At 41.3% G+C, this 21389-nt stretch carries 26 protein-coding genes, 1 tRNA gene and 2 pseudogenes; 25 read left to right on the forward strand and 4 right to left on the reverse strand.

Annotated features, from left to right (window positions below; genetic code table 11):
- Positions 1-602: 602 nt before the first annotated feature.
- From A0256_14365 to A0256_14380, 4 genes are read left to right on the forward strand one after another with little or no spacing between them, the layout of a single operon-like run.
- Positions 603-1727: a glycosyl transferase gene (locus A0256_14365; protein ID AMR34555.1), complete on the forward strand. Its 1125-nt coding sequence runs from the start codon at positions 603-605 to the stop codon at positions 1725-1727.
- The gene (locus A0256_14370) at positions 1720-2865 is read left to right on the forward strand and encodes a UDP-galactopyranose mutase (protein ID AMR32524.1); all 1146 of its coding nucleotides are present in this window, start codon (positions 1720-1722) and stop codon (positions 2863-2865) included. Before A0256_14365 ends, A0256_14370 begins: the two co-directional genes overlap by 8 nt.
- Positions 2858-4036, forward strand: coding sequence for an amine oxidase (locus tag A0256_14375; GenBank protein AMR32525.1), 1179 nt, complete (start codon positions 2858-2860; stop codon positions 4034-4036). Before A0256_14370 ends, A0256_14375 begins: the two co-directional genes overlap by 8 nt.
- Positions 4026-5225, forward strand: coding sequence for a hypothetical protein (locus A0256_14380; protein ID AMR32526.1), 1200 nt, complete (start codon positions 4026-4028; stop codon positions 5223-5225). The genes A0256_14375 and A0256_14380 overlap by 11 nt, the downstream gene beginning before the upstream one ends.
- Here A0256_14380 and A0256_14385 read toward each other — a convergent pair.
- Positions 5164-5757, reverse strand: coding sequence for a methyltransferase (locus A0256_14385; protein ID AMR34556.1), 594 nt, complete (start codon positions 5755-5757; stop codon positions 5164-5166). The two genes, A0256_14380 and A0256_14385, sit on opposite strands and share 62 nt — an antisense overlap.
- Before the next feature lie 21 nt (positions 5758-5778).
- Positions 5779-6495 (reverse strand): annotated as a pseudogene (locus A0256_14390) (GlcNAc-PI de-N-acetylase).
- 457 nt (positions 6496-6952) lie between these two features.
- Between A0256_14390 and A0256_14395 the strand changes: the two are divergent.
- From A0256_14395 to A0256_14420, 6 genes are all read left to right on the forward strand, one after another.
- Positions 6953-7029 (forward strand) — tRNA-Pro (locus A0256_14395).
- Positions 7030-7336: 307 nt separating this feature from the next.
- A complete protein-coding gene (locus A0256_14400; protein ID AMR32527.1) occupies positions 7337-8563 on the forward strand; it encodes an integrase in 1227 nt (408 codons plus the stop codon).
- 57 nt (positions 8564-8620) lie between these two features.
- Complete coding sequence (locus tag A0256_14405; GenBank protein ID AMR32528.1) at positions 8621-9082, forward strand: hypothetical protein; 462 nt, start codon at positions 8621-8623, stop codon at positions 9080-9082.
- A gap of 47 nt (positions 9083-9129) precedes the next feature.
- Positions 9130-9894, forward strand: a complete 765-nt coding sequence (locus tag A0256_14410; GenBank protein AMR32529.1) for a hypothetical protein — start codon at positions 9130-9132, stop codon at positions 9892-9894.
- A 158-nt stretch (positions 9895-10052) separates the two neighbouring features.
- Positions 10053-10325, forward strand: a complete 273-nt coding sequence (locus A0256_14415) for a hypothetical protein (GenBank protein ID AMR32530.1) — start codon at positions 10053-10055, stop codon at positions 10323-10325.
- Between the two features lie 12 nt (positions 10326-10337).
- Positions 10338-10598: a transcriptional regulator gene (locus tag A0256_14420; GenBank protein ID AMR32531.1), complete on the forward strand. Its 261-nt coding sequence runs from the start codon at positions 10338-10340 to the stop codon at positions 10596-10598.
- A 2-nt stretch (positions 10599-10600) separates the two neighbouring features.
- On the opposite strand, the gene A0256_14425 is transcribed toward A0256_14420, so the two are convergent.
- The gene (locus tag A0256_14425) at positions 10601-10783 is read right to left on the reverse strand and encodes a hypothetical protein (protein AMR32532.1); all 183 of its coding nucleotides are present in this window, start codon (positions 10781-10783) and stop codon (positions 10601-10603) included.
- Between the two features lie 105 nt (positions 10784-10888).
- On the opposite strand from A0256_14425, the gene A0256_14430 reads away from it, so the two are divergent.
- The 12 genes from A0256_14430 to A0256_14485 all read left to right on the forward strand — a co-directional run bounded on the left by A0256_14430 (position 10889) and on the right by A0256_14485 (position 17133).
- Positions 10889-11281 carry a hypothetical protein gene (locus A0256_14430; protein AMR32533.1) on the forward strand — a complete coding sequence of 131 codons (393 nt, stop codon included), beginning with the start codon at positions 10889-10891 and terminating at the stop codon, positions 11279-11281.
- The gene (locus A0256_14435) at positions 11262-12212 is read left to right on the forward strand and encodes a mobilization protein (protein AMR32534.1); all 951 of its coding nucleotides are present in this window, start codon (positions 11262-11264) and stop codon (positions 12210-12212) included. Before A0256_14430 ends, A0256_14435 begins: the two co-directional genes overlap by 20 nt.
- Before the next feature lie 40 nt (positions 12213-12252).
- Positions 12253-12888: a hypothetical protein gene (locus A0256_14440; GenBank protein AMR32535.1), complete on the forward strand. Its 636-nt coding sequence runs from the start codon at positions 12253-12255 to the stop codon at positions 12886-12888.
- Between the two features lie 67 nt (positions 12889-12955).
- Complete coding sequence (locus A0256_14445; GenBank protein ID AMR32536.1) at positions 12956-13405, forward strand: hypothetical protein; 450 nt, start codon at positions 12956-12958, stop codon at positions 13403-13405.
- A gap of 24 nt (positions 13406-13429) precedes the next feature.
- Complete coding sequence (locus A0256_14450) at positions 13430-13609, forward strand: hypothetical protein (protein ID AMR32537.1); 180 nt, start codon at positions 13430-13432, stop codon at positions 13607-13609.
- A 70-nt stretch (positions 13610-13679) separates the two neighbouring features.
- On the forward strand, positions 13680-14411 hold the full coding sequence (locus A0256_14455; protein AMR32538.1) for a hypothetical protein: 732 nt from the start codon (positions 13680-13682) through the stop codon (positions 14409-14411).
- Positions 14412-14455: 44 nt separating this feature from the next.
- Complete coding sequence (locus tag A0256_14460; protein AMR32539.1) at positions 14456-14722, forward strand: hypothetical protein; 267 nt, start codon at positions 14456-14458, stop codon at positions 14720-14722.
- 33 nt (positions 14723-14755) lie between these two features.
- Positions 14756-15040, forward strand: a complete 285-nt coding sequence (locus A0256_14465; protein AMR32540.1) for a hypothetical protein — start codon at positions 14756-14758, stop codon at positions 15038-15040.
- 404 nt (positions 15041-15444) lie between these two features.
- Positions 15445-15972: a hypothetical protein gene (locus A0256_14470; GenBank protein AMR32541.1), complete on the forward strand. Its 528-nt coding sequence runs from the start codon at positions 15445-15447 to the stop codon at positions 15970-15972.
- A gap of 3 nt (positions 15973-15975) precedes the next feature.
- Positions 15976-16302 carry a hypothetical protein gene (locus A0256_14475; protein ID AMR32542.1) on the forward strand — a complete coding sequence of 109 codons (327 nt, stop codon included), beginning with the start codon at positions 15976-15978 and terminating at the stop codon, positions 16300-16302.
- A complete protein-coding gene (locus A0256_14480) occupies positions 16299-16922 on the forward strand; it encodes a hypothetical protein (protein ID AMR32543.1) in 624 nt (207 codons plus the stop codon). Before A0256_14475 ends, A0256_14480 begins: the two co-directional genes overlap by 4 nt.
- A gap of 4 nt (positions 16923-16926) precedes the next feature.
- Complete coding sequence (locus A0256_14485; protein AMR32544.1) at positions 16927-17133, forward strand: hypothetical protein; 207 nt, start codon at positions 16927-16929, stop codon at positions 17131-17133.
- Positions 17134-17171: 38 nt separating this feature from the next.
- Here A0256_14485 and A0256_14490 read toward each other — a convergent pair whose 3' ends face one another.
- Positions 17172-17516, reverse strand: a complete 345-nt coding sequence (locus tag A0256_14490; GenBank protein ID AMR32545.1) for a transcriptional regulator — start codon at positions 17514-17516, stop codon at positions 17172-17174.
- A gap of 204 nt (positions 17517-17720) precedes the next feature.
- Between A0256_14490 and A0256_14495 the strand changes: the two are divergent.
- From A0256_14495 to A0256_14505, 3 genes and pseudogenes are all read left to right on the forward strand, one after another.
- Positions 17721-19244 (forward strand): annotated as a pseudogene (locus A0256_14495) (hypothetical protein).
- 99 nt (positions 19245-19343) lie between these two features.
- Positions 19344-20237, forward strand: coding sequence for a hypothetical protein (locus tag A0256_14500; GenBank protein ID AMR32546.1), 894 nt, complete (start codon positions 19344-19346; stop codon positions 20235-20237).
- Positions 20224-21183, forward strand: a complete 960-nt coding sequence (locus tag A0256_14505) for a hypothetical protein (GenBank protein ID AMR32547.1) — start codon at positions 20224-20226, stop codon at positions 21181-21183. Before A0256_14500 ends, A0256_14505 begins: the two co-directional genes overlap by 14 nt.
- The last annotated feature ends 206 nt before the right edge of the window (positions 21184-21389 follow it).

Below are 21389 nucleotides of genomic sequence, written 5' to 3' on the forward strand. Positions count from 1 at the left end.
CTCTTTTATAAATAAAGGGTTTGTTTTTATTTAATAACCCCCGCTGAATCTGACACCATAAAGAAAAACATTTAATTTGTTTGAAAAAAGTGCGATTTTAATTTGACCTATAAAGCGTAAAAATTTCACACGTGACCGGACATACGGATTTGCGTCCATGTGTACCCTTTATACTACATTGATTTCCGCGCGTGTTACCAAAGTTTGTTACCGCTGGGCTGATGAACTAAGTGAAATTTAAGATGTAGTGATTACGGAGACGGGGTCCGTGCAGGTATTCCCTATCGCAGCTGTCAACACTAAGACTTTGTTAAACTGTGAACGTTTGTTCCTTTGAAATACTGGCAATTTTTTTTGAGTGGGGTAAATATCAGGGAATTGCCTGGTCGAACCATTTAAATATCGAAAGGGTAAGTCATACAATTAATGTCTGCCATTGTAATTAAAGCTTACCTGAACATGATCTAAATATTTCTTCTTTTAAAAAAAAATAAATTAAAAATTAACAACAAAATTTATTTTCCATTGTCTTATAATCAAAACCGCCAATGGATATAGAATTAAACGCCACTACAAATCAATCGTTATTATTACCCGAACATCTGTTCATATTTTCGCACCTTAGGTGGGATTTTGTTTACCAGCGCCCACAGCATCTCGCAACCCGGTTAGCTGAACATTGTAAGGTGTATTATATTGAAGAGCCTGTATTTGATGCTACAGACAACATTTACTACCGTACTGAGTACAGACACAATATACAAGTTTTGGTTCCGCATCTTCTGCCCGGCTTTGATCATGACGTCACTATAAATGGTTTGAGCCAATTATTCAGCAATCTGATCGAAACAATTGACTTGCAAAATACCGCCTTTTGGTATTACACGCCAATGGCATTAGAGTTTTCTGATCGTTACGAACCTGGGATTTGTATTTACGATTGCATGGATGAACTTTCGGCATTCAAATTTGCACCTCCAAGCATGCAGTTGCTTGAGCGAAATTTGCTAAACAAAGCTGATTTAGTTTTCACAGGTGGAAAAGCGCTCTATCACGCCAAAAAGGATAGCCATCATAATATTCACGCATTTCCAAGTAGTATAGATAAAGCACATTTTTCAAAAGCTAGGCATGTATCTGCGGGGTCACCTGATCAAAACGCCGGTAAAAAAATCAAATTGGGTTTTTACGGCGTAATTGATGAACGGTTTGATATCGAACTAATCAGAGATATGGCAGATGCCAGGCCAGAATGGGATTTTATACTCATCGGCCCAATTGTGAAAATAGACCAGGAAACTTTACCCAGAATGGCCAATATTCATTACCTGGGTTCCAAAACTTATGATCAATTGCCAGAGTGTATGGCCGATTGGGACATCGCACTTATCCCTTTTTTATTGAATGAGTCCACCCGGTTTATTAGCCCTACAAAAACACCGGAATACCTTGCGGCAGGACTTCCTGTAATTTCAACGCCTATTGCAGATGTAGTGGATCCATATGGCGTAAATAATTTGGTTGGAATTGGTTCCAGCGCGAAGGATTTCATACGGTTGGCTGAAATGGTATTGCAGAATACGCATATGGAAGAAGAAAGACTAGAAAAAGTGGATTTATTTTTAGCAAATAATTCATGGGATTTAACCTTTGAAGGAATGAGGGAGGAGATCTTAAAGGTGATTAAACAAAATCATACAACTTTAACTGCAACTCAATATGTTTGATTACCTTATTGTAGGGGCGGGATTCGCCGGGAGTGTTCTTGCTGAACGCTTATCAGCTATAGAAGGCAAAAAAGTGCTTATCGTTGATAAACGTAATCATATTGCTGGCAATGCTTATGATTTTTACGATCATGCGGGGGTATTGATTCATAAGTACGGGCCGCATATTTTTCATACCAATAGTTCCGAAGTATTTAAGTACCTGTCGAAGTTTACCGAGTGGCGAAATTATCAGCACAAAGTGCTGGCCCATACCAATGGTCAGCATGTGCCTATTCCTATTAATCTTACTACGATCAATAGTCTGTATGGGGTAAATTTGAGTTCTTCAGAAGTTGCTGATTTTTTGGCATCCAAAGCTGAAAATATTCAACACGTGAAAACATCGGAAGACGTTGTTCTGAAAGCCGTTGGGCGCGAGCTTTATGAACTGTTCTTTAAGGGGTATACGAAAAAGCAATGGGATCTATATCCGTCTGAATTGGATGCTTCTGTTGCCGCCAGGGTACCAACACGAACCAACAAGGACGACCGGTATTTTACAGACACCTATCAGGCTATGCCGTTGTATGGCTACACAAAAATGTTTGAGAAAATGCTGTCGCATCCAAATATCAAGATTATGCTGAACACAGACTATCGTGAAATTATAGATGAAATTAAATTCGAGCGGATGATCTTTACCGGTCCGGTAGATGAATACTTTGACCATTGTTACGGTAAATTGCCTTACCGATCTATCGACTTTAAATTTGAGACGCTTGACCGCGAATCATTCCAGCGTACGGGTACCATTAACTATCCCAATGATTATGATTTCACCCGGATTACGGAATTTAAATATTTAACAGGGCAGGAACACAAAAAAACGACGATCGTTTATGAATATCCTACAAACGACGGTGACCCGTATTATCCTATTCCACGGCCTGAAAATAATGAGCTATATAAAAAGTACCAGGAGCTTGCACTAAACAGTGATACCATATTTGCAGGACGTTTAGCCACCTATAAATATTATAATATGGATCAGGTAGTTGCACAATCGTTATCGATCTTCAAAAAGATCAAAACTGAAAATGAACAGCAGATTAGTAACCCAGCAGAAACAACGGAAATAAGTGGCGCAAATGACTAGTCCTTTTAAATCTTTTTGGATGGGTGGATTTGAGTGCTCTGATCAGTTAAACGCTTTTGGCAACCGCGTTGACTTTTTGCATTTAACGCGCCATCTGGAGAAGATAGATGCTGATTATTTGCAATTGGCAGAATTTAATATCCAAACCGTAAGGGAAGGAGTGAGGTGGAGCCAGGTGGAACGGTCTCCTCACCAATATGACTTCAGCACCGTAAGAACTATGCTCAGAAAAGGGTGTGAATACGGTATCCAGCAAATATGGGACATCTGCCACTTTGGGTATCCTGATGACCTAACGCCACTTCACCCGCATTTTACAGGCCGTTTTGTAGGTGTATGCCGTGCATTTGTTCAATTTTATCTGGATGAACTACCAGGCCAAACCCTTATTGTGACCCCTATTAACGAAGTGAGCTTTATTTCATGGCTTGGAGGCGATGTTAGGGGGACTTCGCCTTATTGCCATCATATGGGATGGGAAGTTAAATACGCGTTGATGCGGGCTTATATTGCCGGTATAAAAGCAATGAAAGAATTGATGCCCACTATCAGGATCTTGACAACCGAACCTTTGGTAAGTATGGTGCAGCCGTTATTTTACACAGCTGAAGAAAAACTCAGAGCAGAGCATGCTCACCAAAATCAGTTTCAGGCGGTGGATATATTAACGGGTGCGATATGCCCCGAACTTGGCGGTTCACCGGATTTGCTGGATATGCTTGGCTTCAATTACTACTACAATAATCAATGGATTGTTGGCATTGCCAGCTTTTTAAAATGGGCTGACGACGATAAAGATCCACGTTGGAGATCTTTCAGCGATTTATTACAGGAAGCGTACTTGCGCTATAACAAACCTGTGGTACTTACAGAAACTAGCCACCCGGGAGAAGACCGGCCTAAGTGGATTACTTTTATTGGGAAAGAATGCCAAAAAGCAATCGCAGCTGGTGTTCCATTATTAGGGGTATGCTTGTATCCAATTATTGACCGGCCTGATTGGGACGATAATGATTATTGGCACCACAGTGGTCTTTGGGATGAAATCCCATTATTGAACGGTGATACCATTCGGGAATTAAACTTGCCATATGCTTTGGCCTTAAACCAAGCCCAAATTGCTTTAGCTACTACCGAAAAGAAAATACCATTGCCTTCATATGCGTTTTAACGAAATTCAACTTTTGCCGGCCTTTCAGGATTCCTCCCCGTCACCACTGATGGAGACCTGTGTAATTGTTCCGGTAAAAGACGAAGCCGGTCATTTGCAGGCTAACTTGTTATCTCTACTGCAACAGATTGATGAGCAGGATAACAGGTTGACATTTGAATCTTATGAGGTGTTGGTTCTTGTGAATAATAGTACAGATAGTTCGTTGGCTATTGCTGAGGAATTCCAAAAAGCTAACCCTTCATTTTGTCTTCATGTGGCTTCTATTGAGTTACCGCCGGAGCTGGCTCATATCGGTACGGTACGCAAACTGTTAATGGACCAGGCTTGCCGCAGGTTTGAATTATTAGGCAACCATTCGGGCATCATAGCTTCAATAGATGGCGATACCACAGCCGATGCCCAATGGATACACCATATCCGGCAGGAAATTGCTTCAGGTAATGATGCTGTTGGCGGCCGCATATTTACCAGCGATCATGCCGGCTCAGCAGAAAGAGCCTTTCTTCAGGATACAGAATACAGATTGCTGCTTACAGAAGTAGAACATATTTTATGTCCCGAACTCAATGACCCTTTGCCCAGGCACTTTCAATTTTTTGGCGCCAATATGGCCGTTACCGCGGAGTATTATAAAAAATCTGGTGGAATACCACTTGTGGACGTTCTGGAAGACATGGCATTCCATAAGGCCCTTATTCGTTGTGATGCCCGCATTAGGAGAAGCCTCAACGTAAAAGTCACCACATCGCCGCGTTTTGATGGCAGAGTTGCCATAGGCTTTTCTGAACAATTGAAAAAATGGTCAGATGAATCGCAGGGTAGTGTCATTCAAATTGTAGAGGATAGCAGGCTATTCATAAATTTTTATTTGCTCAAAAGACAGTTTAGAAATTGCTGGCTCCATAAAAATGATCTTTTCTTTAAAATGCAAGTGAAAGACTTAGCAGTTTCATTGGGTTTATCACCTCGCTTATTAAAGTCTAAAATTTCTTCCCACAGTTTTTTCGGAGCCTGTTGGGAAGAAATTTGGCAGGAAAGTTCACTGGGTCAAAATAAAGTGAAGGCATTTGAGCCTATGCACAGCGCAATTCAAAAACTCCGCGCCTTCATTGAAAATCCTGACGTTACTGTTTTTCAAATAGATCCAGCCGATAGTTATCTGTACGCTGATGGAACAAATGCTTAAAATATTTACCGTCACCGGCCTTATCCATGAAAAAATTGTGCACTTCGTCACCGGTTAACGGAAAATCTGGAACAAAATGCGTCCAATGAACCAGCAGGAGTTGTCCGGTATCATTTAAATGATTTTTGATTTTTTCTGTAAGCAAGTCCAGGTCAACAAATGAGAAGAAATATCCCACCTCAGACATTACAATTAAGTCAAAGTTCTGTTCAGGGAATTCAGCAGGCACCGTCATCTTCTTAATAGTTGCCTGCGGAAATCGCTCCAGCCTTTTTTTAGCCTGATTAACCGGCGCGTCTGCAACATCAACAGCCAAGATGGTACTGCACTTCTGCAGCAATACTTCGGTTAGCACGCCTATAGAGCAGCCGATTTCCAACGCACTTTCGTAATTCTCTCTTGGCAATGAAGCTAAAGTTGCGTTATATTTATCCCGCTCGTAATCGCTGGTGGCTAAGTTCCAGGGATCTTCTTTCTCCCGGTAAACTTCGTCAAAATAATTTTCGGATAGGGTGTGCAAGGGTTCATTCATAAAGTGAAGTGTTGTTTGATTAAAATATTCTTTGGGCTGATCAAAATGATCCAATACCTCTGCGGACAGCATAAATCCATCTTTATCATCATCGATCAAACCGGTTGTTTGCGATAGGTGAGCCATTACAGCCTGCTTCTTAGTTATTATCACAGTACTGATATCTACGAAGCATAAAGTGCCTTCATGCTTGTTGGGATGGTCAGTGTCTGCAGCCCTTTCCCATAACCAAATAAAATATTCAAATAGCAGCAACTGTCGAGCCGCCAGTTTTATGGCAGCTGTAGCAATTTGCCATGTTGCCTTATGGTCGCGGTGCGGATCCCGTCGCCACGGTAGAAATACCGTCCCTGGTTTTACTTTTTTTAACAAACTGAATACCCGGGTTACAGCGATATTGTATTCGGCATCTCCTGTAACCGGCAAATTTCCATCCGGCAATCGCAGGAAAAAAATATTATTTTGGTTTACACCCAACAGCAAACAAGCTTCTATGGCTTCGGTCTCTCTTAAGGTTACCAACTTTTCTCGCGGGTATTTTATCGATCCCGGGTGCGATTGACTGCCATCGCTCACAAAAACTACGTTTACCTCAATACCTAATTGGGTGGCTAAAGCAATCGTTCCTCCGCAACCCAGTGATTCGTCATCCTGGTGGGGGGCAATAATCAAGATAGGCCCCGAGGCTGAAAGAGCAGAAAGGTCTATTTTTTTACTTTGCTGGAGGTAATCGATCATGTTGAAATATTGTTGCTAACGGTTGTTATAATTTAAATTATTTCCTTTTGGTTATAACCCAATAGCGTTAGCTTTGTTGGTCTTTCGCTAAATAAACATCAGTTTTAACGGCAGAATAACATAAATGATCTAGCGCATTGTAGAATAGGCGGACTACACTCTTTAATGCAAATTATATTCTTAAGAATGTTTGATACAACAAGCCGGCATGCGCTGATAATGCTATCAGAATGAATTACATTAAAATCATGATTTGATCAGGGTTACAACTGAAAAGTAAATTCGAGCAGATTATTGCTATTTAAACATGGAGCAGCTATGATATGCTATGGTCAGAAATTTTTTTTTTTAATGTAAGTTTTTGCAAATGAAATCGTTATCCAATCGCTTTGAATATTTTTGAAAAAAAGTTTTGTAACTTGATTATAAATCCTACTTTTGCACACCCAATCAGGAACGGGATGTAGCGTAGCCCGGTATCGCGCCACATTTGGGATGTGGAGGCCGCAGGTTCGAATCCTGCCATCCCGACAAAAGCGATACCAATCGAGTCGAAAACCCCTTAAATCGTATGATTTAAGGGGTTTTTCTTTTTATTTCAACCCAAGTTATTCAAGTAAAACCAAAGAAAATGAGACCTATTCGGTTACCCATTTTAAATTCTTATGTTTGGGTCACCAAAAGCATTTTAACGTATTGATAGTCAATTAATTGATTAGTTTATTTTGACATATTTTGATGCGATTTGATACTTGTTTTTTATTCAAATCGGTGCCCCTTTTTAAAGGGTACATTAAAACAGTCAAAACCATGCTTTTGTAAATTATTAATTGAAATAGCTATGAGTACGACAAACAACACCTTTGGCGTTGCTTTTTACCTTAAAAAGCAAAAGACCACCCAAGCGGGAAAATCACCCATTTATGCCCGTATTACTGTAAACGGCAAACGTATTGAAATCTCGGTTAAACGCTCCATTGAGGAAAATAATTGGAACGCAACTAAAGGAATGGCAAAAGGCAGCCGGGAAGAAATGATAAAACTGAATAAATACCTTGACCAATTCAAGGCTGGAATTATTGACAGTTACCAACAGCTTTTATTACAAAAGAAATTTATTACCGCAGAACTATTAAAAGAAAAAGTTACAGGGGGCGATCAGGCCGATTTAACGTTATGCAAATTGATAGACTACCATAATACCGATCAAGCCCAGGTATTAGAACCAGGAACGATGAAGAACTATTATACCACCCAAAAGTATGTCAAAGAGTTTTTAAAGGAGCGGTTTAAAACAAGTGATAAGTATTTATCGGAATTGACTTACAAGTTTATTACCGATTTTGAATATTACTTGCGTAACAGGAAGCCGGAAAAAGGACAAAAGGCATTACAGACAAATGGTGTAATGAAACATTTGGAGCGGTTTTGTAAGATGGTAAACCTTGCCGTAAGACTGGAATGGATTGAACGTAATCCATTTCATGCCTACCAGTTGAAATTTGAGAAAGTTGAACGGGATTACCTTACTAAAGAAGAATTGGCAAGGATTGAAGATAAGCATTTTCATATTGTTCGCTTACAAGTGGTAAAGGACTTGTTTGTGTTTAGCTGTTATACAGGGTTGGCTTATATAGATGTGTTCAACTTGACCCCCGCCAACCTGATTGAAAAATCCGGTAAGCTTTGGATAATGACTAACAGGCAAAAAACAAATGAGCCTGTAAGGGTGCCATTGTTGCCCAAAGCTTTAGCCATCGTGGAAAAATACAAAGGTCACCCGCAGTCATTAGCAGAGGGAAAAGTATTGCCGACACTAAGCAATCAGAAATTGAACAGCTATTTAAAGGAAATAGCCGATATGTGCGACATCACCAAACCGCTAACCTTTCATATTGCCCGGCATACATTTGCGACTACTGTAACCCTAACTAATGGTGTACCTATTGAAACCGTTAGCAAGCTGTTAGGGCACTCCAAACTTTCCACTACACAGATATATGCTAAGGTGGTAGAAAGCAAAATTAGCGACGATATGGCACTGCTAAGTAAAAGATTACAGGCTTGATAAGGGTTAACCCTTATCAAAGCCCTGTACTGCAAAGTGCAGGGCTTTGTTTTTATAATGCTTTTGGTAACTTTATTTATAAAAACAGCCACTATGAAAAAGCACCTTGTAAACTTATTATTTGAGCAGTACAAATTAACCTCATTTGTATGCAAGCTAAGCGACCTTGGCGTTGAAATGGACAATCTGCACATCCATAATTATGAAATCGTTTTAGATATTATCGGCTTTCCAAAAGATGACGAGGAACAACAATTAAAAAGACTGCAAGCCTTTAAAGCCCTCACGAGCTACGATGTTAAGAACCTACCCGATGGCTTATTCAGCCGGGAAGACCTATACGAGCGTTATTTAACTACGCTTATTAATTTAGGTGCAGACGACAGTCTTGTATTGACCCGTGACGGTTTAATTATGAAAAAACAAGAGGATGAAGATACTGTTAAACAAGCATTAGGTAAGCATATTGACTGGCTTTACAATCAATACGAGAGCACAGGAAACAGAAGCCTTGTTTAAGGCCAATAGGCTATTAGCTTAATTTGATTATAATCTACCCAAGCGCTATGAGGCCACAGTATTTTAAGCATAGAGCTTTGTTCGACTTTGATAAGCAAACCAATGATGTAGGTTTCCCATTGCCATGGACGAAAGGCAACGAAGACAATCATTTCCTTTATCGTCTGTATAAGAAGATAAAAGACCAATACGAACCTTTTTATCAATATCAGCTTAATTTCTTTTTGGGCCGTTATGAAGATGCAACTGAACAGGAGTTTTTTGTTCACGTTAAGCAGATCATTACTGATTCGATCAGCGAGCTTATTAACAAAGACCGTTATACCCCAAAACATGTTCGGGAGCGTCAAAACCGCTTACAGTTGCAGGAGTTTTTGGATTACCTGAACTCAATTGACCAATGGTTCATTCAATCCACCGATCAGGAAACCATCAAACGCCAACTGGAAGAAATTGCAAAGCTAAATGCTGAAAACAAAAAACTTAAAGAGGAAAACAAAAAACTCCGGGAACTGGAAACCAAAGACTATATAGACATTCGCGAGGGCAGGCACAGAACGCTTTATCACCTCATGTTACAGATTAGGGAACTCAAACTGGACGACAATAAGGAACTGGCCAACGCTACCACGCTAAACATTTGGAGTAAGATGATTGCCAAGTACTTTAGAGCCGGAGGTAAGGAGATAAGCATTGAGAGCGTAAAGCGTTATTTCCCACCTGAGAATAACACCGACAATATCAAGTACAAAGACGTACCCAAAAAAGACCAGCTTTTTACCATCGTTTCGGCGAAAAAAAGAAGTTTGTAAAAAGAGCACTTTCCCATCTTTATAATAACCCCCACCATTTAATAACTAATTGTATTATAATCTATTAGTTGTTAATTATCTTTCCAATAACTACTCCAATTTGACCTTCAAATTTTTGAAGGTCACGCCTGCGCTGCGTTTCTGCTTTCATTTGCGGCATGGAAATAATCAATTACGAAGCCCTAAGCCACTGCATCAAGGATGCAGTAAGGGCAGAATTACAGGAACATTTTAAGAAAGGCGGCAGCCCGCCCCGGCAGGATGAAGAACGGCTATTGTCCAAAAAGGAACTGGCCGACGATTTAGGCGTGTCATTGGTAACACTCACCGATTGGATGAAAAAGGGTCTGCCCTTTTTGCGCCTGCACAAACGGGTTTATTTCAAAAAAAGCGAGGTACTCGCAATCATGCAACAAAAAACTAAAAATTAACAAGGGGGAAAGATGAACATCGAAATTATAACCAAAGATGATTTAAGGAGGATAGAGAACTTGTTAGGCGAGATCAAGGGTCTTATAAAGCCCGGTCAGGCACAAAGTAAACAATGGCTGAAAAGCTACGAAGTCAGGAAGCTGCTAAACATTTCGCCCGGCACCTTACAGAATTTAAGAGTTAACGGAACACTCCGTTATACCAAGATCGGCGGGCTGCTTTATTACAAGTTAGAAGACATTGAAAAGCTTTTGGAGGGCAACAGCAAGTGAGATCATACAAGGCAGCTCCGATGCTTCGCATCGGAAAAATAACAGGTAAAACCAAAGCTTCGCTTTGGTGAAAAGCGGCGCAGCATACCGCTTGCGGTATAGCTGTATAGTTGTCTATACCGGCCGGAGGCCGTTAACAAAAGGCATTTGCCGATAAGAAGCAAGTTTGTGTTTTTGGTACCCAAAAACTCCGTTGCAGCCTACGGCTGAACGGCAAACTTGCTTTTTGCTCCCGATGGTCGCAAAAAGGAAATTAAAAAAAGTGATGAGATTAAGACAGAGTGAGACGCATGGAAACGAACGAAAAATTATCGGTTAAAACCGAAAAACCAAAACATAAAGGTGGCAGGCCAAAAGTTAAGGTCAGGCGCGAAACGCATGTTAAAGTCAGGCTAACAGCAACTGAGCGTTTTATGATCTCGGCGAGAGCTAAGGACGCGGGTATGCGATTAAGCGACTGGATAAGAGCAGCGGCCAAAGCCGCAAAAGTAGTGGCACGTTTAAAGCCGGAGAATTTACAGATCATGCGAATGCTCGCAGGTTTAGCCAACAATCTGAACCAGTTAACGAAGCTGGCTCACCGGGACGGCATCTTAACGATTGCGATTAAATGCGGTAATCTTCTGATCGAAATAAACCAGGCATTAAAATATTTTAACAGCGATGATCGGCAAGATACCTAAACCCGGTAAGAGCTTTGGCGGCTGTATTGAGTATAACGTCCTGAAAAAAGAGGCGGCCATACTTTATGCGGATGGTGTGCGCATCGACAAGACAGCGCACATTATTGCGGACTTTAATATGCAGCGCAAAATGAACCCCGGCTTAGGTCAGGCAGTAGGCCATATTTCGTTAAGCTGGAGCCCCGAGGATAAGGACAAGTTGAACGATGAAAAAATGGTCAGTATCGCTAAGGAGTATCTGCAAAGAATGAAAATACTGGACACGCAGTTACTGATCGTTAAGCATAAAGACCGGGCGCACCCGCATATTCATATCGTTTATAACCGGGTCAACAACGAGGGCAAAACCATTCCTGATAGTTTCCAGCACCTGAAAAATATTAAGATCAGCAAAGAGCTAACCTTAAAGCATGGCATGCACATCGGGCAGGGTAAGGAAAAGGTTAACCGTCAGCAGCTAAAAGGTATTGATAAGCTGAAATATGAATTATTCGACACCATTAAAGCGGTAAGCCAAAAGGTTACCAGTATGGCAGAACTGAAACAGGAATTGTTAAAGCAGGGTATCGGTATGCAGTTCAAATACAAAAGCGGCACATCGGAGAAACAGGGCATCAGTTTCAGTAAAGGCGACTATAAGTTTAAAGGGTCAGAGATTGACCGTAGTTTAAGCTATGGCAGGTTAAGCAAGCAGATCGAGCAGCAGGCGCAGCAGAAACAGGCCGAGGATCAACGCCCAACCTTAGCGCAGCAGCTTAAGGAAGTGATAAACAGGGAGCCGGTTAAAGAGCAATCCGGCCACCGGTCCGTAATTGATTTGTTTGGCCGCATTCCAATCATTACGCCTGAACCGGAACCTGATCCCTACCACAGGAAAAAAAGAAAGGGTCAGGGTAACGATCAAGACCGAAGCCAGGGCATTAGCAGATAGTAAATAACAAAATTAATGAACAACAAAAATTATTAAAGACATGGGAACCCACGAAGAAAATAACATGCAGCAAGAGATTATAGATAGTATGGCTAAAAAGGTTACAGACCTTGAAAAAAGACAGTCCAAAATTGAGGAGCTTGGTTTAAGCGCCTTACCATCAAAAGTTAAGGAACTGGAAACTAAGGTAAAAGAAACCGCCGAAATGAAAACGCTGGAAAACACCAAGCAGTTAGAGCGTTTTGATAAACAACTGAATGGCTTTGATGAAAAAATTAATGCCATACCCAAAGAAATACCTGTTAAGTATAATGTTCAGTTTGATACTAAAGCAAAATTTGTGATCAGGACGATTTTGGGGTCGGGGCTTGCGGTTGCCGTTTTGCTTGCAGTCTCGATAAGCTTGTGGATTGAAAACAGCCGCCGGGCAGATGAAACAAACAAATTCTTGATCCTTCGTGGATTTTATCCCAATGTGGCAAAATATATTGATACTGCTTATACCAGCAACGCCTACTTCCTGATTAAAAAGGCAAAGGCTAATATTGATGAACAACAAACCATGTCAGAAGCGGCATTTGAAGCGAAACAGGCCGCGGAACAAAGTAAGTTGGCAAATGATAAAGTCGAGAAATTAAGGGATAAATCAAAAGCAAGTAAAAAGCATACAAAGTAGTTTATCAGCTACAGCACTAATACAAATTACTATTTTTGAAAACTGATTATCTCCTGAATGTAATACCATGAATTTAGAACGCTATCCATATATTAACAGTAATGACTTTCAAGACTATGAATTTTATAGTGACGGCCCCAAAGGACGGATTAGAAAAATTGTCATGTTTACAAAAATCCCTAATTCGGAACCGCCAATTTATAATTTAGGGTTTGGCGATCAAGACCCACATTCAGGGGAAACAGATGATATTGTGGTTAGTAATAACGAAGACAGGGACATAGTTTTGGCTACCGTGGCAAACACTATTGTTGAATTTTGCAACCACTATGGCAACCATTATATTTATGCAAAGGGTAGCACAACTGCCCGTACCAGACTGTATCAAATGGGTATAGCGGGTTTGTGGGAGGAAATTAGCAAGGATTTTGATGTGTATGGATTAAAAGATAATGATTGGCACGTGTTTAAGCCTAACACTATCAATTATGAGGCGTTTTTGGTGAAACAGAAGTAATTAACTATATTTGATTATTGCATTATGAAAGGAGTAAGTATGCCTACAGTAGAAAAAAAATTAAAAACTATAAAAGGTTTTGGGCCGGGGATCGTTAGCGATAATGTTAAAAGTCACGCCAATGAGCCGTTTTTTATCAAAAAATTAGAAGAAGCCACACAAACCCTTCAAAGGGTGGGATTGCCTGGTCAAAAAAAGAAATAAAACATTTGAAAATCATAAACGAGAGGCTGGATATTAATCCGGCTTTTTTTTTGCCTATAAAGTAAGAACTATGCCCTTTACCTTTTCCCACCCTGCTATTATTCTGCCATTCAGGAACTTACCTAAAAGATGGGTTTCATTAACAGGTCTAATAATTGGTAGTATGGTGCCTGATTTCGAGTATTTTATACGCATGAGGGTTAAAAGCATTTATAGCCACACATGGCCAGGATTGTTTTGGTTTGATCTGCCGTTAGGTTTGGTAATAATCTTTGTTTATCAGATATTAATTAAGGATAGGGTTATTTTACATCTGCCAGTAGTATTAAATCGACGGTTTTCAAGGTTTAGAGGCGTAGATAAACAGGGTTCATTTTTACAATACTTCACCATTGTTGCTTTATCTATTTTAATCGGGGCGGCATCACATATTCTTTGGGATGGTTTTACACATCCGAATGGTTATTTTGTTACAGTGGTGCCAGTTTTATCCACTACTATACAGTTAGGGGGACACCAGCTAATGGTTTATAAAGTCATTCAGCATGGGAGTTCAATAATCGGAGCAATAGTTATTGTATTGGCTGTTTATACTTTACCGTTAGGTAATGCCAAAAGAAGCCATCATATAATAAGTTTTTGGGTTCAAATAATTGTTATATCCATTGTTGTACTTGTAGTTAGGTTGATTGCAGGGCTTTCTTATCATCAATATGGTAATGTGATAGTTACAATAATAGCGGGTGGATTTATAGGATTGATCGTTACATCTATAACTACAAAACCGAAACAGACAATTTAAAATATTAAAATTTTTAACAATGCTCCTAACAAACCGACCTAACCATGAACAACAGATACTCATTTAAGCAAATGTTTTGGGCTTACACTTTTTGTGCAATGCCATTTTTAATTTTAGCCGGTATTTTATCATTTTTTAATGTAACGCCAGTTGAATTTAACGGAACTCCCCGGTACGGCCTGCAAGGCTTTTTTATAGCGGTTATATTTATACCTTTTACTGGCTTGATACTTACTTGCACCAATTGGCTTGCTTTAAATTTTGGCAACTTCCTTTATAGCGCTTTTTTAAATGCAATTAAAAAGAGATGATTATTGCAATAATAAGAATAGCACCCCAACACAATGGAAATAGATAAAGACGAAACAAAAATCACAGGTCATTGGACATTTGACGGGTCTAAAATGATTGCTGATGATGAATGTAAACGGATTGATTCGTTAAGAAGCCACTATTTGAAGTATGTCTCGGCTGACCCAACGTGTTGGCTTAAGCTTTATCAAGACCCAGGGGATGGACGCTATTGGCAATTGCAATTTGAGCATGGTGAAATGCAAGGGGGCGGGCCGCCTTCATTAATATTACTGTCAGAATTAGAGGCTAAAGACAAATACAATATTGGCTTATAATTTATTTTTTTTATTTTGTCCATGTAAAAGCCATTAGAATAATGTCAATTCCCAGCTCGTTTTTCCTAATTATTATGATCAATATGTCAAAAGAGTGTGCTTTGAGTTTAACTAATAGTTACAGAATGGACGGGAGTTTTAGTTGGTTACAACAACGGATTTTTGGCAGCACGATGGACTTATAGGTAGTAATTACCCTCTGCGATTACGGCGCGCGGTTCTATGACCCTGTAATAGGTAGATGGACGAGTGTTGACCCGTCATCCGAAGAGGGCGACCAGGAAAGCCTTACCCCGTATCAATATGGCTTAAACAATCCTGTAAGATACGATGATCCTGATGGTAGGTGTCCGAGTTGTCTTATTGGTGGGATTGTTGGCGGTTTAGTTGATTATGGGGAGCAAGTGGCAACGAACTATGTTCAGGGTAACAAAAATCCATGGACAAGTAACATCAACTTAGTTTCTATTGGAACTGCTGCTCTTGCTGGTGCTGCAACAAGCGGTGCAAGTGTAGTGGAAAACTTGGCTGCAAAAACAGCGATTAAAATTACTGCTAAAGTTGGTGCTGCTCTAATTAATAATACCGTAGAAGTAAACACAACCGATGGTGTTAAAGTACATAACGTTAAAGATGTTTTGAAGAATACAGCAATAGATTTGGCTGCAGATGGCGTGGCTGGTAAAATAGGTGGTAAAGTTGAGGGAGCGCTGTCTAAAGTTGGTGTAACGAATGCAGGTAGATTATCAAGTACTGCAAGAGCAGCTGTGAGAGCAACTGGAAACAATGTTACCCGTGCTACAACAGCAACTGTAAAAGCGGGATTGAAAGTAGCAACTAAAGTAGTTGCACAAACAACAGAAAGCACCATAAAAGCTACGACCAATCAAAAACGGGATGAGCTAAAAAAGAATACGAATACGGGGAATTAAGCTATGGATAAAATAAAAAACATCTTTTGGATTGCTATAGGTGTAGCAATTGTTGGGTACTTTATTTATAAGGTGGCCAGAAACTCATTCACAGACCAGTTTATGGGGAATGCTCCCCAACGAACTAAAGCGGTGATTATAGATAAAAAGAACTTTATGGGAAATCAACCCGTGGCCCCTAAGTTCTCTTACTCATATCAGTTTGTAGTTAAAGGTGAGAAATATACCGGCAACGCCCATGATACCAGTCTAAAAGTTGGCGATACCGTTGAAGTTGAATACAACAAGGAACATCCCAATATTAATAAACCTTTAAACCCCAAAGAATGAGATTACTTATTTTGTTATTATTACTTAGCCCAGCGATTGGCTTTGCACAGACCTTTGAGGGCAAAATCAGTTATGCCAACAGCTATAAAAGCAAATCGCCTCAATTGAAAGATGAGCGATTGGCGACCATGATGGGTACTACGCAAGACTACTATATTAAAGGGGGTGATTACAAATCTGTCTTTAATGGATCGTTTGTTAAAATGCAATTGTATAAAAGTGCCGAAAATAGAAGCTACGCGCTTACAGCTAAGTCCGATTCGCTTTACTGGGAAGATTACAGTAAAAACAAGGATGTAGCAACCAGGTTCGAAGTCGAAAAAGGAAAAGAGACTATTATGGGAGTACTTTGTGATGTATTAATTGTTTATACACCAAAAAGCAAAACTGCCTATTATTATAATAGTAAATATGGTATAAATCCAGCCTTTTTTAAACAACATGCATACGGAAATTGGTATTATGTTATATCAAAGACAAGGGCATTGCCATTAAAAACAATCTCGGAAAATGAGCAGTTTACTTTAATTAGCACTGCTGTGAATATTACTCCTATGAAGTTAGAAGCAAAACTATTTGAAGTGCCTGATAAAAACAAAATTGCACCCGCAACATGGTAAAAAAATGAAAAGTCTAACCCTACTACTTATAGTATTAACCTTAACAGCCAGGGCACAAACACCTGTTCAAAGAGATAGTGCCAAAAGGGATAGTGCCCACCGGCAGTATCATCTTATGCGCAGAGACCCAAAACAAAATTACCCCTACGCATTTGCTGATAGCGCAAAAGCTAAAAAGCCAGTCGGGAAACCGAATAAGAAAACAAGATAATGTAAATGACGAAGCCCCTGTTAAGGGGCTTTTTTGTGTTAAAGCGCATAGGCTTTACGGGCTTTAGCATCCCTAAGCAGACCATCAAGCGCATATAGAATGCTGTCCCTGTCAGGTTCAGAAAGTGAGTTTAATTCGTTGAGACGCTTAAGCATAGCAGGATCTTTTAGCACGTTCAGATCATCGTTTTCTCCCAGTAAATGCCCTACTGTGGTATCAAGCAGTTTCGACATATTACGGGCAACTTCAATAGATGGCTTTGTTTCGTCCCGCTCATACTTACCAATGACTGTATAAGAAGTATGCATCAACTTGGCAAGGTCTTGCTGCGAAAGCCCTTTGGCATCCCTGCACTCCCTTAATCTTTTACCAAATGAATCCATATTGTTATTAACAGCGTTTTTTTACCTATAAATACAAATATACGCAACTAAAGACTACAATAAAATCCTGTCAATGGAGCTAAAACGGCTTTAATCACAGTAAAAAGTAGTATAAACAATACAATAAATCATAATCTTATTGAAAAACTGTACCATATAAATATATTTGCATTATATATAGTTTATTACGACTTTTTTAAAGCGATGCAAAAACCTGTTGGGCTTATCACGGACAACCCGGAGTTATTATTGTACTTAGACGGGAAACTGCACATCACCGTATTGGGCGGCATTAAGCTGACCGGCTTTGACCGTTTAAAGGTGACGCTTAAACTGGTAAATACGGATGATAAGCTAAACGTCTTTCGCCATAGCTTAGACCTTTACAACAGCATCCAAACCGAGCAGCTGATCGAGAAATCAGCCGATGCGCTGGACACCGGCACCCGTGAGATCAGCACGGCCATAACCGGGCTGACCACCGCCTTAGAGCAATACCGTTCAGAACGTTTGGAGGCCATGAAGCCCAAACAGCCTGAAAAGAAACAGCTATCAGAAGCCGAGCGTAAAGCCGCCATAGCTTACCTAAAAGGCCCTGATCTGTTAGGCAGAACCAAGCAGGCCATCGGCCAGAGTGGCATTGTAGGTGAAGAAACCAACGCCCTGATCGCCTACCTTATTTACACATCACGAACCCGTGAAAACCCATTACACCTGTTATGCCTGGGCGCAAGCGGGACAGGCAAGACCTGGTTACAGGAGAAAGTAGGCGAGCTGATACCCGAAGAAGACAAACTGGAGATCACCACGCTCAGTGTAAACGCCTTTTACTACTTCGGTAAAGAGGAATTGAAATATAAGCTGCTATTGCTTGAAGATATGGACGGCGCGGAAGATGTGCTGTACCCGATCAGGGAACTGCAAAGCAAGCGCAAGATCAGCAAAACGGTGACCCTGAAAGACAGCAAAGGCAATCCCAAAACCATCACCTTACAGGTAGAAGGCCCTGTTTGTATCAGCGGCTGTACGACACGGGAGCAAATGTATGAGGATAACGCGAACCGGTGCATCCTGCTTTACATGGATAACAGCCCGGAGCAGGACGTGAAGATCATGGACTATCAGCGTAAAATGAGTGCGGGGCTGATCGATCAGTATGCAGAAAAGAAAGTACGGGAGCAGCTTAAAAACGTTCAGCGTATGTTAAAACCTGTCAGCGTTAAAAATCCTTACGCCCCTTACCTGCAACTGCCGGAGGCCGTGTTTAAACCACGCCGTACCATGCTTTTATTGCTGTTATTCATCGAAACCATTACTTACTACCATCAATACCAAAGAGAACTGAAAACGGACGAGGACACCGGGGAGCAGTATATTGAAACCACTATTGAGGACATACAGGCCGCTTTTAGCTTACTGGAAACCACCTTGCTTAAAAAGAGCGACGAGTTAAACGATGCCTGCCGGGACTTCTTTGAAAAGCTTAAAACCTACCTGAAAGAAAAGGACACCGACACCTTTTACAGCAAGGAAGTACGGGCCGCATTCCGGTTAAGTCCGAGCAGCATAGGCCGCTACCTGTTTGAACTGGAACGCATGGGCTATATCAAAATAGCGAAAGGAAGCCGCTATAAGGGCTTTGAATATAAAATACAAAGCTGGAACGACCTCGAAAACTTAGCAAACGATGCGCAAAGCATGGTTAAATCTATACTTGAAAACATCCAATTAGTAACCCGTATCCCACCGGTAACCCAAAGCCTTAATGGGTTACATAAAATGCAGAAGATCAGCGGGGAACGACCAGTAACCCACGAGTAACAGAAAATGCAAGCCACCCTATATAATCCGCTCTATATCCGCCTGCATGCAGGCTTTACCCAATGGCTGCGGATCCTCAACTTTGAACCGACCAGCCCGCGCGATATGCCTAAGATACTGACCGAGTTCCTGATCTACCTGCAAGATAATAACTGCCATCGCCCGCATGACATCCAGCAGGAACATCTTAAAAAATACCTGGAACGCCTGCACGAGCGGCCAAGCAAAACCGCCGCCGGTGCGATCAGCCTCAACTATATCCGCAAGCACTTGCAGGTGATCCGCAAGTTCAGCCGTTACCTTACCGAAAGCGGACAGGAAAGCTTTACGGTAAAGCTGCGCATCAAAGGCAAAAGTTCCAACGTGAAATGTATCCTTAACCTTGCCGAGATCAGCAGTTTATACGAGGCTGTAAAAGATGATACATTGGGTTTGCGGGATAAAGCGATACTGGCTTTGTATTATGGTTGCGGCCTGCGGAAAAACGAGGGTGCCAATATCAATGTTAAGGACATTTTGTTAGATAAGGGACTGGTCTACGTGCGTAAAGGCAAGGGTTATAAAGAGCGTTACGTACCGCTTGCAGGTACAGGTAAAGCCGACCTGGAGAACTATATCCTGTATGGCCGCCCTCATTTGGCGGCTGATAAAAAAGAAGATGCTTTGCTGTTGAACGTTAATGGCACCCGGTTAAGCGGCCACATGGCTTACGAGCGGTTACAAAAGTTAAAGGCCGTAGCGAAGATAAAAAAGCCCGCAGGACTGCATACGCTGCGCCACAGTATTGCCAGCCATTTACTGCATTCAGGTATGGCTTTGGAACAGATCCAACGCTTCTTAGGGCATAGTAGCATGGAAAGTACGCAGATCTACACCCACCTAAAGCATGAACAAATATAAGTTCGCCTCGGCGATACAGGCAGCTTTGAAAAGCTACCAAACCTATTTACAGCAGGAACATTACGCCAAAAACTATATCCGGCAAAACAGCAACTATGCGGGTATCTTCCTGGAATGGATGGAGGAAGCAAGCTTGGCCACCATACAGGTAACCCATGCCGATGTATTGGAGTTTGCCGATCAGCTTAAACAGGACGGCTATACGATCCGGCTCATTAACCGGGTAATGCTGGCCGTTAGGTATTACTTCACCTGGTTGCAACATGCCGGGCAGGCCACACATAACCCCGCGGCCGGCATCATCCTGAAAGGCACGATCAGGCATGTGCCTCACGACCTGTTAACCCAAGCCGAACTGGAAACGCTTTACGAAAGTTATCCTATAACAGACGAGCGTACCCACCGCAATAAGGTTATTGTAGGCTTACTGGTTTACCAGGCATTGACAAGGGATGAACTGGAAACCTTGCGCTCTGACCACCTGAAACTACGTGAGGGTAAGATACATATTCCCCAAACGGGCAAACTGAACAGCCGGGTGCTTAGCCTTGAACCGCATCAAATCTTAGACTTACAAGAATATATACTAATAATCCGGCCTAAGATATTGGCCGAACGCATGGCCGAGCGTTCCGGCAGAAAGCCGGATAAATATAAGGCCGTCGAAGATGTACAGCGGCTTTTTGTTACGATGAACGGGCAGGAAACGATGAAAAACAGCCTGTTACACCTCAACTATGCTTTGCGAAAGATCAACCCAAAGTATAAACATGGGGTGCAGATCAGGCAAAGCGTGATAACGGAATGGCTGAAAGAAAAGAATCTGCGGGCAGTACAATACATGGCGGGCCACCGCTATATTAGCAGCACCGAACGTTACCAGACCAGCAATCTTGAAGACCTGAAAGATGCGCTTAACAAGTTCCACCCCTTAAACCTTTCTTAATCATCAGGGGTTCAGGTTATCTTCTGTTAAGCAACCAAAAGCGGGAGAAGGCGGGGCTGTCAAGGGAACGTGGAATAAATGGCCTTGTGCGTGAAAGGCTTGCGGGTTTATGCCGCGAAAGTCCCTTTACTGACCTGGCTTCGGAGGCTACCTTTGCTGTAACAGATGATTAACCAACCACGGCCACCCGGCAATGAAACTACCAA

It is taken from the genome of Mucilaginibacter sp. PAMC 26640 (genome assembly GCA_001596135.1).
GTDB lineage: Bacteria > Bacteroidota > Bacteroidia > Sphingobacteriales > Sphingobacteriaceae > Mucilaginibacter.